The following is a 15,218-nucleotide window of genomic DNA, read 5'->3' on the forward strand; positions in this document are numbered from 1 at the left end:
CCGGCATCCGCACGGATGCCGGCCTTCGCCGCTCGCGGCCTGCCGCTATTCCGGAATGGCCGGCAGCACCGTGTCGCGCGTCTTCAACTGCTTCTCGCGGAAGAAGATGAACAGGCCGGACCCGACGATGAGGGTCGCCCCGATCACCATGCTGGTGCGCGGCACCTCGCCGAAGAACCACCAACCGAAGACGATCGCCCAGACAAGCAGCGTATATTGCAGCGGCGCAACCGATGCCGCGTCGGAAATCTTGAGCGCCCGGTTGACCAGCATATGGGCGCTCATGGCAACGATGCCGAGGAGGCCGAGAGCCAGGAGTTCCGTGGCCGATGCCAGCGGCACCCAGTCGAAGGGCGCCGAAACGAGGCCCGCAATCGCCGTTCCCAGCATCTGGAACAGAACCAGCGTCTTGTCCGGCGTGGCGCGCAGGCTGCGGCCCGACAGCAGCATGAAGGCAAAAGCGGCCGTGCCGACAATCGAGATCAGCGCCGGCAGGGTAAACATGGCACTCGACGGCTCAAGCGTCACGATGACGCCGACAAAGCCGATGCCGATCGCCGTCCAGCGCCGCCAGCCGACCTTTTCCCCCAGAAGAAAGGGGGCGGCGGCCGCCACATAGATCGGCGCTGCCAGCCAGTAGGTCATCACGTCGGCAAGCGGCAGCGACATCACCGCATAATAGAAGCAGAAGAGTTCGAGCGTCGAAAAGACGACGCGCGCCGCCTGGAGGCCCGGCCGCTCCACCTCCAGGATCGGCTTGCGGCCGGAGATCCACAGGAAGGGGGCCAGAATGATGAGCGCGGCAATCGAGCGGATGAGGATGACCTGACCAAGCCCGTAGCTTCCCATCAGCCACTTGCCCATGGCGTCGTTCAGCGAAAACAACAGCATGCCGAAGAGCATGATGGCAGGCCCGGCAAAGACTTTGGCCGGTGCGCTGCGGCGGGAAGGGGATGCTGACATGTCTGCTCCAGAGCGATGATCGGTGGCCGCGATCGAGGTGGGCGAGGGCAGAGCGACCGCAGCTCTCCCGGGGCGCGTTCCGAAGGCAGGGTCGGCGTCATCCGAACCGCTGACCGGGCAGCACCATGATGACGCCCTTCTGCACGTTTCCGACGGCGCTGACCAGAACCTTGTGCCGCAGGATGCAGAAAGCCCGCCACCTTTCCGGGCGCACGTGCCCTTGATGCCTCGCGCAGGAGATGTGGCGCGGCAAAGCGAGGCGCCGGCGGGCTCCATTGTGCGGGTGCCAGCCGGCAGTTGAGCCTTGGCGTGGCGTCGCAGCTGCAGGTTTTTACCCGCGCAATGTCCGCTGGATCGGCCGGATTATTTGTTTTTCGGCGCCTGGAACAAATGCTGCAGGACGTCGTTTCCGCCCGCCACGAACGCGCCGCGGAACAAGGATGACCGGCATGTCACAGCCTTTGCCCAAGCATCTCAGCGGCCGCTCGCTTGCAGCCCTTGCCGTTCTCAATTTCTTCCTCGCCGATGCGCGCGACGGGCTGGGGCCGTTTCTCGACGGCTTTCTGGCAACCCATGGCTGGTCGCCGATGACGCTCGGCATCGTCGCAACGCTCGGCGGCGTGCTGGGGATGGTCTCGACGCCGCTGCTTGGCGCCTATGTGGATGCCTCCACGCGCAAGCGCATGCTGATCATCGTGCCCGTGATCCTGGTGACGGCAAGTGCGCTATGGACGCTTGCAAGCCCCGGCAATGCCGCCGTCTTCGGTGGCCTGTCGATGACGGCGGTGGTCGGCGCGGTGGTCGGTCCGGCGCTGATGGGCCTGACGCTCGGGCTGGTCGGCGAACGCGCTTTCTCCCGCCAGGTGTCGCGCAACGAATTCTGGAACCATGCCGGCAATGTCGTCTCCCTTGCCGGGATCTATGTCGCGACCCTCTATTTCGGCGTGAGCGGCATTGTCGGGCTGATGATCGCAACAGCCATCGCCACCATCGTGGCAACGCTTGCCATCAACCCGCGCGAGATCGACCATCAGGTGGCGCGCGGGCTTTCCCATGACGATGGCGCGCCGGGCCCTTCCGGCTACAAGGTGCTCGTCGGCAACCGGGGGCTCATTCTGCTTGCCGTGACGCTGATGATCTTCCATTTCGGCAATGCGCCGATCAGCCGGCTGATCGCCCAGAATTTTTCGATCCAGCTCGGCACACCCTTCCGCACGACAGCGATCACCACCGGCGTCTCGCAGCTGTCGATGATTGTCGTGGCGCTCGCCACACCTTTCCTGCTGCGGCGCTTCGGGCTTTCGACCGTCTTTCTGATCGCGCTTCTGTCGCTACCGCTGCGCGGCGCGATTGCCGGTTCGTTCACAAGCTTTGCCGCCATCTATCCGGTGCAGATCCTTGACGGGGTGGCGGCCGGCCTGATCGGCATCGCAACGCCGATCGCAGCCGAACGGATCTTGTCCGGCACCGGCCGCTTCAATGTCGGCTTTGCCGCGGTGATGACGGTGCAGGGCATCGGCGCGTCGCTGAGCAACGTCGTGGCCGGCTGGCTCACCGATCTCGGCGGCTATTCGCTCGCCTATTTCGTCCATGGCGGCGTGGCGCTGCTGGCGGTTGCAGCGTTTCTTGCCGGGCGTACATCCATTGCCCCGCCGCATCACGAAGAGACTGGCGCCCCGTCCGATTCCACAGTAGCAAGCCTGCCGGACGCCTCTTCCAACCCTTGAAAAGCAGATGACCATGCAGGCATTGACGATGACGTGGACGATAGCGGGCCTCACGGCGCTCGGCGTGATCACGCGACCCTTCGGCTGGCCGGAGGCGATCTGGGCGGTTCTCGGTGCAGTCCTTCTCGTCGCGCTCGGGCTGATCGGCGTGTCCGATGCCTGGCTCGGCGTCTCCAAGGGGCTCGACGTCTATCTGTTTCTGATCGGCATGATGCTTCTGTCGGAACTCGCCCGCCGGGAGGGTCTGTTCGACTGGCTGGCCTCGGTGGCGACCGCCCATGCCAAGGGGTCACCGCGCCGGCTCTTTGCCCTCATCTTCGGCGTCGGCATTGTCGTCACGGCCTTCCTGTCCAACGATGCGACCGCCGTGGTGCTCACCCCTGCCGTCTATGCGGCGTGCCGGGCGGCGCGCGTGCGCGATCCCATGCCCTATCTGCTGATCTGCGCCTTCATCGCCAATGCGGCAAGCTTTGTCCTGCCGATTTCCAATCCGGCCAATCTGGTGATTTTCGGCGGTGGCGAGATGCCGCCGCTCGGCCATTGGCTTTCGACCTTCACGCTGCCCTCGATCGTGGCGATCGCGGCAACCTTTGCCGCGCTCTACTTGACGCAGCGTCAGGCGCTGGCAGCCGATACGATCAGCCGCGAGGTCGAGCAGATGCCACTGTCGCACAGCGCCCGGCTTGCCGGGGCAGGCCTGGTGCTGACGGCCCTTCTGCTGCTTGTTGCCTCCGCTCTCGACCTCGATCTCGGACTACCGACCTTTCTCGCCGGCGGTCTTACCACCGCCATCATCATGGCGGTGACCCGGCAGAGCCCGGTTGCGACGTTGAAGGGCGTGTCGTGGAGCGTGCTGCCGCTGGTGGCCGGCCTCTTCGTCGTGGTCGAGGCGCTGAACGGCACCGGACTTGCCGATACGCTGGCGCGCTGGCTGTCTTCCGGCGCCGAGAGCCATCCGGCCCAGACGGCAGCGCTTGCCGGCACCGTGGTCGCCTTCGTCTCCAACCTCGTCAACAATCTGCCCGCGGGCCTTGTTGCCGGCAGCGCCGTCCAGGCGGCACATGTGCCGGACAAGATCGCAGCCGCCGTGCTGATCGGCGTCGATCTGGGGCCGAACCTTTCCGTCACCGGGTCGCTTGCGACGATCCTCTGGCTGTCGGCGCTGCGTCGCGAAGGGCTGCAGATCGGTGTCTTCGCCTTCCTGAAGCTCGGTGTCGTGGTGATGATCCCGGCGCTCGCGTTGTCGCTTGCCGTGCTTGCCGTTCAGTGAAGTCCGGTGTGCCCGGCGGCTGCTTTTTGAAACTTACTGGTCCGCCATCGCGAGCCCGCGCGTGATAAGATCGAGATGGGCGCGGATATAGCCGTCGCACTCCTCCTGCGGTGTCTCGCCGAACACCAGGTGGTCCACGACAAGGGCAATCACCGGCCCGACGATGACCGATGCAAGGGCGGCCGGGCCTGCGCGAAATTCGCCCGCCGCAATGCCCTCGTCGAGCAAGGCCTGGACGTGGTTGAACAGGGGATCGATCAACTCCTCCTGATGCCTCTTGATGATCTCGGGAAAGCGCGAGCCCTCGGCGACGACGAGACGGATGAGTTCCCGCGTATGCCTGTTTTTAAGGACTTTCTCGTAAGACATCAGAAGCAGTGCTTCAAGACGCTCGGCGCAACTGCCGGACAGGTCTCCGACGCCCCGCAGCAGCTCTTCAAGAGGGGTGGCAATATGTGCAATCATGGCCGAGAAGAGGTTTTCCTTCGTCGGGAAGTAGACATAGATCGTGCCTTTGGTGACGCCGATACGCTCGGCGATATCCTCCACGCGGGTCATGCCATACCCGTGGGCGATGAATTCCTCGAATGCCGCATCGAGAATCTGGATGGGCCGCAGAGCTTTCTGTTCAGCCCTGTTCAGCTTCCTTTCACCGTCAATCGCCATGCGCATTCTCCTCGTCTACAAACTCATTGACTAACCAGTCATTCAAAATTACCGTAGTCTGGCAATTGTTCAAGGGGCAACCATGCGACGACTAGCTACAAACGCACTTCTGGCGTTTTCATTCGTAACGCTTGCAGGCTGTGCGCCGCAGGAGGAAACGCCCCCGAAGGCGCCGCGATATGTCGGCACGGTCACCGTGGCTGAAGCGCAGGTCGCGGAAAGGATTTCCACGACCGGGGAAATCAGCGCCCGCGTCCAGTCGGATCTGTCGTTCCGGGTCAGCGGCCGCATCACCGATCGCTTCGTCGAGGTGGGAGACCGGGTGAAGGCAGGGCAGGTGCTCGCCCGCATCGATGCGCAGGAGCAGAAGGCCGACCTGCAGGTGGCCGTGGCAACGCTTGCCTCCGCGGAGGCCCAGCAAACCCAGGCACAGCAGGCCTTCGATCGCCAGCAGAGCCTGTTCAGCACGGGCGTGACCACGCGGGCCGATCTGGATTCGGCGCGTGAAACGCTGCTGCGCGCGCAGGCGACGGTGGAATCCGAGCAGGCCCAGCTTGATACCGCCCGCGACACGCTCGCGCAGACCGACCTGACCGCCGATGCCGACGGGGTCATTACGGCGCGCAATGCCGAAGTGGGGCAGGTGGCCCAGGCCGCCCAGGTGATCTTCACGCTTGCCCATGATGGTCCCCGCGATGCCGTGGTCAATGTCGATGAATCGCTTCTTCTCGGCCGTGAACTGGCCGATGACATCGAGGTGCGCCTTCTGTCGGGCGGCGCCCCGATCAAGGCTGAGGTGCGCGAAGTGTCGCCGACGATCGATTCGAGCTCTGCCACTATCCGCGTCAAGCTTGGTCTTGAGGATGTGCCGCAGGCCAAGCTTGGAAGCCCGGTTGTCGCCACCGCCTCGTTCAAGCCGCAGACTGCAATCGAACTGCCCTGGTCGTCGATGGCATCCCTGAACGGCAAGCCGGCGGTCTGGGTGGTCGATCCGGCCAGCCACGCCGTGTCGATCCGGCCGGTCGATGTCATCACCTATCACAGCGACCGCTTCTCCATCCGCTCGGGCGTCAAGCCGGGTGAGATCGTGGTGGCGACCGGCGCCAATTTCCTGAACCAGGGAGAAGTCGTGGCTATCGAAGGAACCGCACAATGAAGACCGCCCCCTCAAGCCTTTCGGCGCTGCTTCTGGCCGCGACCTTCCTGACGGGCTGCCAGAAAGAGGAATCAAGCCAGCCCGAACCGCCGCGTCCGGTCCTGTCGGTCGTGGCTGAGGAGCTGCCGGCCGCCGAGCTTGCGCTTCCCGGAACCGTGGAAGCCCGCATCACCACCGATTTCAGTTTCCGCGTCCTTGGCCGCATCGTGGCGCGCAATGTCCAGGTGGGCGATCTCGTCAAGAAAGGCGATGTCCTTGCCGCCATCGACCCGCTGGCGCTGGAACTTGCGGTCAAGAGTTCGCAGTCGGATCTTGTCAACAGCCAGGCCCAGCTTGCCAATGCGTTGACCACCGAGCAGCGACAGAAGACGCTCTACGAAAAACAGTCCGGCGCCAAGTCCGCATTCGAGACGGCAGAACTTGACCGCAAGACGGCCGAAGCCTCCGTCGACAAGGCCCAGGCCAATCTCGACAAGGCGAAGGAACAGCTGAGCTATGCCCGCCTTCTGGCCGAATTCGACGGCGTGGTGACCAGCACGGCAGCCGAAGTGGGCCAGGTCGTCTCTGCCGGGCAGACCGTGGCAACCGTTGCCCGCCCCGACATCAAGGATGCCGTCATCGACGTGCCGGAAACCGTCGCTGACAAGGTGCGGCCGGGATCGGCCTTCGACGTTGCGCTGCAGCTCGATCCGAGCATGCACGCCAAGGGCGTCGTGCGCGAGATCGCGCCGGAGGCGGACGATGCAACGCGCACGCGCCGCACCAAGCTCAGCCTCACCGATCCGCCGACGGCCTTGCGCCTCGGCTCGGTCATCACCGCCACCGCTCTCGACAAGGATGGCGCGTCGATCCGCCTTCCGTCCTCCGCCATCAAAATGGACGGAACGCGCGCCCTCGTCTGGGTCGTGTCGGAAGCCGAAAAGAAGGTGACATCGCGGGCGGTCACGCTCGCCAGTCCGCCACAGCCCGGGGGTGTGGTCACGGTCGCCGAGGGCATTAAGCCGGGTGAGCGCATCGTCACCGCCGGCGTTCACAAACTTCAGGAAGGCCAGACTGTCCGCCTCGATCAGGAGATGACCAAGTGAAATCCTTCAACCTCTCCGACTGGGCCCTCGAGCACCGCTCGCTCGTCTGGTATTTCATGATCGTCTTCCTGGCTGTCGGCGCCTTTTCCTACGCCAATCTCGGGCGTGAGGAAGACCCGGCCTTCACCATCAAGACGATGATCATCAATGCGCAATGGCCCGGCGCTTCTGCCGAGGACATGACGCGCCAGGTGACCGACCGCATCGAGAAGAAGCTCGAGGAACTCGACGCGCTCGATTATACCCGCAGCGAAACCACGGCCGGCCAGACGACGATCTTCGTCGAACTTCTGCCCACCACCAAGGCCAAGGACGTGCCGGGCAACTGGATCCGCGTCCGCAACATGATTGCCGATATCCAGGGTGATTTCCCAAGCGGTGTCGTCGGCCCCTTCTTCAACGACTCCTTCGGCGACGTCTACGGCAATATCTACGCCTTCCTGTCGGATGGCCTCACGCAGCGTCAGATGCGCGATCTCGTCGAGGATGCCCGTGCCAAGCTGCTGACGGTTCCCAATGTCGGCAAGATCGACATCATCGGCGCCCAGGACGAGGCGATCTATCTGGAGTTCTCCACCCGCAAGATCGCAGCGCTCGGCATCGACCAGCAGGCGGTCATCGATACCCTGCAGGCGCAGAATGCGGTCACGCAATCGGGCGTGGTCGAAGCCGGCTCCGAGCGGATTGCACTGCGCGTCAGCGGCCAGTTCACCTCGGAAGAGAGCCTTCGCGCCATCAACCTGCGCATCAACGACCGCTATTTTCCGCTGACCGATATCGCCACCATCCGGCGCGGCTATGTCGACCCGCCCTCGGCGCTGTTCCGCTTCAAGGGCGAGCCTGCCATCGGCCTTGCCATTGGCATGAAGACCGGCTCCAATCTCCTGAAGTTCGGCGAACAGCTGGATGCGCAGATGAAGCGGGTCATCTCGGACCTACCGATCGGCGTGGATGTGGAGCGCGTCTCCGATCAGCCGAAGGTGGTCGACGAAGCGGTCTCCGGCTTCACGCGAGCGCTTTTCGAAGCCATCGTCATTGTTCTTGCCATCAGCTTCATCAGCCTTGGCGTGCGCGCCGGCATGGTGGTTGCGGTTTCCATTCCGCTGGTGCTCGCCATCACTTTCGTGGTCATGGAATATAGCGGCATCTCGCTGCAGCGCATTTCGCTCGGCGCGCTCATCATCGCGCTCGGCCTTCTGGTCGATGACGCCATGATCGCCGTCGAGATGATGGTGTCGCGGCTGGAGGCGGGCGATACGCTGCGCAAGGCCGCAACCCATGTCTACACTTCGACCGCGTTTCCGATGCTGACAGGCACGCTGGTGACGGTTGCCGGCTTCATCCCGATCGGCCTCAACAACAGCGCCGCTGGCGAATTCACCTTCACGCTCTTCGTCGTCATTGCCGTCTCGCTGCTGGTCTCCTGGATCGTGGCGGTGCTGTTTACGCCGCTTCTCGGGGTGACCATCCTGCCGAAGGCGATGAAATCGCACCACGAGAACAAGGGACGTGTGACGCGCGGCTTTGCCTCTATCCTGCGCCTTGCGATGCGCTGGCGCTGGGCGACGATCCTCATCACGGTGCTTGCCTTCGCTGCCTCCGTCGGCGGCATGGGGCTTGTGCAGCAGCAGTTCTTCCCCTCGTCAGACCGCGTCGAACTCATCATCGACTGGAACATGCCCAACAACAGCACCATTGCCGAGACGAACCGGCAGATGGCGCAGATCGAGAAGGAACAACTCGCCGGCAGCCCGGATATCGACCACTGGTCGACCTATGTGGGCCAGGGCGCGCCGCGCTTCATCCTGTCCTACGATGTCCAGACGCCGGCGGCCTGGTTCGGCCAGATCGTCATCGTCACCAAGAATCTGGAGGCCAGAAACCGTCTGCGCGCCCAGCTGCAGGCCTATGTCAACAAGACCTTCCCGGGCACGGATGCCTTCGTGAAGCTGCTCGACATCGGCCCGCCAGTCGGCAAGCCCGTGCAGTATCGCATCAGCGGCCCCGATATCCAGAAGGTCCGTCAGCTGGCGCAGCAACTGGGCGGCATCGTCAACCAGAATCCGCTTCTGACCAACATGACCTACGACTGGAACGAACCGTCGCGCGTCGTGAAGGTGGATGTGTTGCAGGACAAGGCGCGCCAGCTCGGTATTTCCTCGCAGGATATCGCAACCCGCCTCAACGGCATCGTCGAGGGTTCTTCCACCACCAAGGTGCGCGATTCCATCTATCTGATCGACGTGATCGGTAGGGCACAGGACAGCGAGCGCGGCGCCGTCGAAACGCTGAAGAACCTGCAGCTTCCGAGCAGCAGCGGCAAGTCGGTGCCGCTCTCGGCCGTCGCCAAGTTCCGTTACGAACTGGAACAGCCGAAGATCGGCCGCCGCGACCGTATTCCGACGATCATCGTGAAAGCCGCGGTGACCGGCACGACGCAGCCGGCGACGATCGTGTCGCAGCTTGCGCCGGAGGTCCAAAAATTCACCGCCACGCTGCCGCCCGGCTATTTCGTCAAGGTGGGTGGTTCGGTTGAATCGAGCGCGGATTCGCAGGGCCCGATCGCCGCCGTCGCCCCGATGATGCTGTTCGTCATGGCGACCATCCTGATGATCCAGTTGCAAAGCTTCAGCCGGCTCTTCCTGGTGTTTGCGGTGGCCCCGCTTGCCCTCATCGGGGTCGTGGCAGCGCTTCTGCTCAGCAACGCGCCGATGGGCTTCGTGGCCATCCTCGGCATCCTTGCGCTCATCGGCATCCTCATCCGAAACTCGGTCATCCTCGTGGTGCAGATCGAGCATCTGCGCAGCGAGGGCGTGCCGCCCTGGCGGGCGGTGATCGAGGCGACGGAACACCGCATGCGGCCCATTCTTCTCACCGCAGCCGCCGCGACGCTCGCGCTCATCCCGATCTCCCGCGAAGTCTTCTGGGGGCCGATGGCCTATGCCATGATGGGCGGCATCGTGGTCGGAACGGTGCTGACGCTGCTCTTCCTGCCGGCCCTCTACGTCGCCTGGTTCCGCATCCCGCGCAACAAGGACGACGAGATCCCGCAGGCCACCGAGGCGCACGGGTAAGACATGCAGAAACGGCGCCTTCAGGGGCGCCGTTTCAGATTGGTGACGATGTTTGCCGGGATGCCGCTTGGCGGATCAACTCAAGCCAGTGTTCTCACGGGCCTTCGCAGATCGGGGCGCGGTCGGTGGCGATCTCGCCCACCTCGGCGCTGTAGGCGCGAAGACCCTGGTTATCGAGGTCGATGATCCGGTAGCAGGGATTGCCGCCGGTCCACAGCGGGTTCGGCGTATCGACATCGGTGATGAAACGATGCGCACAGGCCTGGCCGGAACTGTAGGCGATGCCTTCGGCACTCGTGCCGGAAAGCGGAATATGGATATGGCCGAAGATGATGTGGCGCACGCCCGGCGCATGACGGGCGAGGCGCTTCATGACGGCGCCGCCATCGTGCATGCCGATTTTCTCGAAATGGGCAATCTTCGTGTCCATCGGCGGGTGATGGATGAAGACGGTGACGGGAAGATCGCCGGCGCCTTCCAGCGCCTGGTCGAGCCAGACCATGCGATCATCGCCATAGATGCCGCCGATCACGCCGGCCTCGTGGCTGTCGAGGAAGAGGAGACGGCCGGCATCGGTGTCGAGGAACGACTGGATGAAGCCGTTTTCGTCACGCGGCTGGCCCGGAAAGGCGTCGATGAAATTGGGGCGGTCGTCGTGATTGCCGAGCATGAGGCGCGTTGGAAACGGCACCGGCGCCAGAATGTCCTTCAGCAGCGCATAGGCCGCCGGATCGCCGTGGTTGCACAAATCGCCCGTCATCACCAGAAGGTCGGCATCGGCATGTCTTTCGATGATGTCGGCAATGGCAGCGCGCAGCTGCTTTTCCGGGTCGACGCCGTTCACCACAATACCCGAGGGCATCAGGTGGGTGTCGGTCAGCTGAATGATTTTCATGACGGTCTTTCTGCAGGACAAGAGTGCGGCTGCGGGGATGTTTCCCCCGCAGCCTTTGACAGAGGGATGATCCCGCTTACTTCGACATCAGGGCGTTCGTCTGCTCGACGATCTGCTTCAGGCCGGCTTCCGGCGTGACTTCGCCGCGCATGACGGTTCCGATGATGTCGCGCTGGGTGCGCCAGATGCGAACGGAGTCACCACCCGGATAGCCGGCCCACGGCAGCGAGCGGTCGGCCTGCAGCGAGGCCGTCTTGACGTTCGGATGCTCGGCGTAATAGGGCGCCAGGAAATCCGGACCGGTGGCAAGCTTGTTGGTGGGCAGGTAGCCGGTGATGCGCACGATGACGTTCTGCGCTTCCGGCCCGGTGATCCACTTCAGGTATTTCCAGGCTGCGTCCTGCTTGGCCTTGTCCTGCGTGAGGATCACGGCCGAGTTGCCGCCGGTCGGTACGCCGCCCTTTTCTTTGTTGTCGAGCGGGAAGGTCGCGGTGACAAGCTTGAAGCGATCGCCGACGAGGCTTTCGATCGTCTGCACATGGGCGGGCGTGGAGAAGATGAAGCCGGTGAGGCCTGCGCCGAACTGCTGGCGCGACTGGTCCCAGTCGAGCAGAGTCTGGCCGCCTTCGGTAACGAACTGGCGGGCAAGCTTCAGCGCGTTAAGGCCTATCTCGTTGTCGAAGGCCACCTTCTTGGTGGCCGTATCGACCAGCGTGCCGCCCTGCTGGAAGATCAGCGACTGCCACAGCCAGTCGTCCGGCCAGCCGTTGATGTCATAGCCCATGCCGGCGATCTTCGGATCGAGCGCATGGATCTTGGCGGCGAGCGCCACCAGTTCCTTGAAGCTTTTCGGCATGTTTTCCGGATCGCCGCCGGCCTTCTTCACGAGGTCGGCATTGACATAGATGATCGGCGAGGAGGCATTGACCGGCAGGCCGTACTGCTTGCCGTCGACCTGGCCGAGCGCTGCCATTTTCGGGCTGTAGTTCTTGTCGAGGAAGGCCTGGCCGCCTTCGGCCTGAATGAACGGGCCAAGGTCGGTGATCTGCTTGCGGGGAGCGAGCGTGTGGACGAGTTCGGCCGTCAGGTTATAGCCGGAGAAATACACATCCGGCAGGTTCCCCGTCACGGCCGACCGCAGTACCTGCTGCTGGCCTTCGTTATAGCCGGGGGCAGGGGCCAGGAAGTTGATCTTGATATCCGGATTCTTCTTCATGAACTCATCGGCGAGCGGCTGATGGAATTTCGTGAAGCCGGGAAGGTTGTAGAGAACCTCCAGCGTGACGTCGGCGGCAAAGCCGGGCCTGGCAAGGCCGGCAAGCGCAAGGGAGAGCACAAGCCCGCCGGTGGCGGTGCGTCGGGTGATGTTCATGATCGGTCTCCATGAGGATTGTGGCGGGGAGGAGGAGGAGGGGGAGGAGAAGGGAAGGGAGGAGGGGCGTTGACCGGGGCGCGGTCACTTGACCCCCGTCATCGTGATGCCGGCGATGAAATGCCTGCGGGCAAAGAGGAAGCAGATGACCATCGGCGCGGTGATGATGGCGGCACCGGCCATCAGGGCGCCGTAGTTCGCGCCGGATTCGACATCGGCGAAGAACAGCATGCCGAGCGGCGGCGGCGCGAGATTTGTGTCGGTGACGACGATCATCGGCCAGTAGAGATCGTTCCAGTGCGCCACCAGCGAGAAGACGGCAAAGGCGGCAAGCGACGGCAAGGACCCGCGCAGCACCAGCCGCCAGCAGATTTCCATTTCGGAAAATCCGTCCATTCGGGCGGCTTCGATCACCTCGTCCGGATAGCTGCGGAAGGACTGGTGAAACAGGAAGATCGCAAACACCGAGAGAAAGAACGGTGCCATCATGGCAAAATAGGTGTTGAGAAGGTTCGTCTTGGCAAGCCCGACGAACAGCGGCAGCGCCAGCGCCTGCATCGGCACGCAAAGCGCCGCGATGATCAGCGTCATCATCAGCCGGCGGGCGGGAAATTTGAGCTTTGCCAGCGCATAGGCGGCCGGCACGGCCGTCAGCACCTGGACGATGAGGATGCCGCCGCAGACGATGACGCCGTTCAGCATGAAGCGCAGCATCGGCACCTGCGAGGCCGCGCGCGCATAATTTTGCGCGGCATCCAGATGCTGCGGGATCGGCCACAGCGAGACGTCAAAAATTTCCGACGGCGAGCGGATCGAGGTGAGAAACATCCAGTAGAAGGGCAGGAGCATCGGCACGGCGCCGAGTGCCAGCACCAGATGCGGCAGATATTTGCGCAAGACGGCCATCAGTAATGCACCTTCCGGTCCATATGCACCATCTGGCCGATCGACAGGATGAGCACGATCACGAGGAACAGCAGGGTGAGCGCTGCCGCATAGCCGGTGTTGGAATATTCGAAGCCTTCGAGATAAAGCTCGAACAGCAGGGTTTCAGACCCGAACCGGCCCTTGGTCAGAACGGCCACCGTCTCGAACACCTTGAAGGCGGAGATCGAGGTGGTGACGACGACGAACAGCGTGGTCGGCCCGAGCATCGGCCAGGTGACGGTGAGGAAACGGTCGATCGGATGTTTTGCGCCGTCGAGGCGGGCGGCCTCGTGCAGATCCTTCGGAATGGCGGTGAGACCGGCGAGAAACAGCACCATGTTGAAGCCCAGAACCTGCCAGATGCCGATCAGCGCCATGGTCGGGATCAACAGGGCGGGGTTGGACAGGAAGGCCACCGGCTCGAGGCCGAAGGCCTTGATGGCGGCATTGACCGGCCCGAGCGACGGATGCAGCAGGAACTGCCAGACCGTTGCCATGGCCACGAGCGTCGCCGTGACCGGCAGGAAATAGGCGATTTCCCAGAAGGCGCGGCTTTTCTTGCGGTTATAGACCAGAAGCGCCACGCCAAGCGCCAGAAGAACGCCGAACGGGATGACGATCACCGCATAGAGGACGGTATTCCACAGCGAGCGCAGAAACACCGGATCGCTGAAGGCTTTTGAGAAATTGTCGAGCCCGACGAAGCGCATCGACAGCGCGCCGAGCTGGTAATCGGTGAGCGAGAAGACGCAGAGAACGACGATCGGGATGATGTAGAAGGCCGCAAGCAGGATGGCAGAGGGAGCGGCAAACAGGAGGCCCAGCCGCGCCTTCCGGCGGTCTGCCGGCGAACGTTTGGCGCGGGCCGCTACCTCAGGTTTGGCAAGCGTTGCATCGACAAGCGTCATGCAGGCACCCGTGCGCGGGCAGAAACGTCGAGACGCCGGCCATCGGCGCCGAAGAGATGGGCGCGCTGTGCATCAAAGCCGAGCCGCAGCGTGGCGTCGGCACCGCCCGGCAGGCCTTCGCCGGCATGCTGGCGCATGACGATCCGGACCGCCGGATCCTGCACGAGTTCACAGGTGACGAAGCGATCGGCCCCATAGGTCTCGCTGCGCACGACGCGGGCGGCAAGGCCGTCTGCGGCGGGGCGAAGATCTTCCGCGCGAAGCCCAAGGGTCGCCGGGCCGGAAGTCGTCGCCGGGCCGGCAGTCTTGGGTGCCGCTTCCAGCCCGAGCTCCTCTCCGAAGGCGGTGATACGGCCGGCCACACCGATCTCCACGGGCAGGAGATTGATCGTCGGCGTTCCGATGAAGCGGGCAACCGTCAGCGAGGCAGGCCGCTGGTAGAGGTCGTCCGGCGTGCCGAGCTGTTCGATACCGCCGTCCGACATCAGCGCGATGCGGTCGGACATGGTCATCGCCTCGATCTGGTCATGGGTGACATAGATGAAGGTGGCGCCGAGCCGGCGGTGAAGGCCGGTCAGTTCCTCGCGCATATGGGCGCGCAGCTTGGCATCGAGGTTGGACAGCGGCTCGTCCATGAGGAAGGCGGCCGGCTGGCGTACCAGGGCGCGGGCAAGGGCGACGCGCTGGCGCTGGCCGCCGGACAGTTGCGCCGGCTTGCGGTCCAGGAGATGGCCGATCTGCAGGGTATCCGCCGCCTCCTTGACCGATGCCGCAATCTCCTGAAGCGTCTCGGCGGGGGCAATCATCCGGCCGATCAACGGCAACCGGGCGGCAAAGGACAGGCGGCGCATGCGCAGCGGCGTTGCAATGTTCTCGCGCACCGTCATGTGCGGATAGAGCGCGTAGGACTGGAACACCATGGCCAGGTTGCGCTCGCTCGGATCGACGTCCGTCACGTCCCGGTTGCTGATCGAGACCGTGCCCCGATCAGGCGTCTCAAGACCGGCGATAATCCGCAAAAGCGTGGATTTTCCACAGCCGGACATGCCGACCAGCGACAGGAATTCGCCGGGGCGAATGGATAGATCGATCGATTTCAGGACGTTATCCGCCCCGAAGCTTTTTTCGACACCCAGAATTTCTAGCGATTGCGGCTGCATGCGGCGCTCCTTTGC

General features: G+C 63.7%; 12 protein-coding genes. 5 read left to right on the forward strand and 7 right to left on the reverse strand.

Annotation, left to right across the window (positions count from 1 at the left end; all coding sequences use genetic code 11):
• Positions 1-45 precede the first annotated feature (45 nt).
• On the reverse strand, positions 46-963 hold the full coding sequence (locus tag J2858_RS18285) for a DMT family transporter (protein ID WP_210106268.1): 918 nt from the start codon (positions 961-963) through the stop codon (positions 46-48).
• A 449-nt stretch (positions 964-1,412) separates the two neighbouring features.
• Between J2858_RS18285 and J2858_RS18290 the strand changes: the two genes are divergently transcribed.
• Both J2858_RS18290 and J2858_RS18295 read left to right on the forward strand, forming a co-directional pair.
• Positions 1,413-2,690 carry an MFS transporter gene (locus J2858_RS18290; protein WP_210106269.1) on the forward strand — a complete coding sequence of 426 codons (1,278 nt, stop codon included), beginning with the start codon at positions 1,413-1,415 and terminating at the stop codon, positions 2,688-2,690.
• A gap of 13 nt (positions 2,691-2,703) precedes the next feature.
• A complete protein-coding gene (locus J2858_RS18295; protein WP_210106270.1) occupies positions 2,704-3,960 on the forward strand; it encodes an arsenic transporter in 1,257 nt (418 codons plus the stop codon).
• Between the two features lie 33 nt (positions 3,961-3,993).
• On the opposite strand, the gene J2858_RS18300 is transcribed toward J2858_RS18295, so the two are convergent.
• A complete protein-coding gene (locus J2858_RS18300) occupies positions 3,994-4,626 on the reverse strand; it encodes a TetR/AcrR family transcriptional regulator (protein ID WP_245366577.1) in 633 nt (210 codons plus the stop codon).
• A gap of 82 nt (positions 4,627-4,708) precedes the next feature.
• Between J2858_RS18300 and J2858_RS18305 the strand changes: the two genes are divergently transcribed.
• From J2858_RS18305 to J2858_RS18315, 3 genes are read left to right on the forward strand one after another with little or no spacing between them, the layout of a single operon-like run.
• Complete coding sequence (locus tag J2858_RS18305) at positions 4,709-5,782, forward strand: efflux RND transporter periplasmic adaptor subunit (RefSeq protein ID WP_210106271.1); 1,074 nt, start codon at positions 4,709-4,711, stop codon at positions 5,780-5,782.
• Positions 5,779-6,867: an efflux RND transporter periplasmic adaptor subunit gene (locus J2858_RS18310; RefSeq protein WP_210106272.1), complete on the forward strand. Its 1,089-nt coding sequence runs from the start codon at positions 5,779-5,781 to the stop codon at positions 6,865-6,867. Before J2858_RS18305 ends, J2858_RS18310 begins: the two co-directional genes overlap by 4 nt.
• Complete coding sequence (locus J2858_RS18315) at positions 6,864-9,941, forward strand: efflux RND transporter permease subunit (RefSeq protein WP_210106273.1); 3,078 nt, start codon at positions 6,864-6,866, stop codon at positions 9,939-9,941. Before J2858_RS18310 ends, J2858_RS18315 begins: the two co-directional genes overlap by 4 nt.
• A gap of 94 nt (positions 9,942-10,035) precedes the next feature.
• On the opposite strand, the gene J2858_RS18320 is transcribed toward J2858_RS18315, so the two are convergent.
• The 5 genes from J2858_RS18320 to J2858_RS18340 all read right to left on the reverse strand — a co-directional run bounded on the left by J2858_RS18320 (position 10,036) and on the right by J2858_RS18340 (position 15,203).
• Positions 10,036-10,836 carry a phosphodiesterase gene (locus J2858_RS18320; protein WP_210106274.1) on the reverse strand — a complete coding sequence of 267 codons (801 nt, stop codon included), beginning with the start codon at positions 10,834-10,836 and terminating at the stop codon, positions 10,036-10,038.
• A gap of 76 nt (positions 10,837-10,912) precedes the next feature.
• On the reverse strand, positions 10,913-12,208 hold the full coding sequence (locus tag J2858_RS18325; RefSeq protein WP_210106275.1) for an ABC transporter substrate-binding protein: 1,296 nt from the start codon (positions 12,206-12,208) through the stop codon (positions 10,913-10,915).
• An 84-nt stretch (positions 12,209-12,292) separates the two neighbouring features.
• Positions 12,293-13,114 (reverse strand): carbohydrate ABC transporter permease, encoded by an 822-nt coding sequence (locus J2858_RS18330; protein WP_210106276.1) that lies wholly within the window; start codon positions 13,112-13,114, stop codon positions 12,293-12,295.
• A complete protein-coding gene (locus tag J2858_RS18335; RefSeq protein ID WP_210106277.1) occupies positions 13,114-14,043 on the reverse strand; it encodes a carbohydrate ABC transporter permease in 930 nt (309 codons plus the stop codon). The genes J2858_RS18330 and J2858_RS18335 overlap by 1 nt, the downstream gene beginning before the upstream one ends.
• Positions 14,040-15,203: an ABC transporter ATP-binding protein gene (locus J2858_RS18340; protein WP_210106278.1), complete on the reverse strand. Its 1,164-nt coding sequence runs from the start codon at positions 15,201-15,203 to the stop codon at positions 14,040-14,042. Before J2858_RS18340 ends, J2858_RS18335 begins: the two co-directional genes overlap by 4 nt.
• Between the last annotated feature and the right edge of the window lie 15 nt (positions 15,204-15,218).

Origin of the sequence: Neorhizobium galegae (assembly GCF_017877135.1) — a bacterium.
GTDB classification, from domain to species: Bacteria; Pseudomonadota; Alphaproteobacteria; order Rhizobiales; family Rhizobiaceae; genus Neorhizobium; species Neorhizobium galegae_A.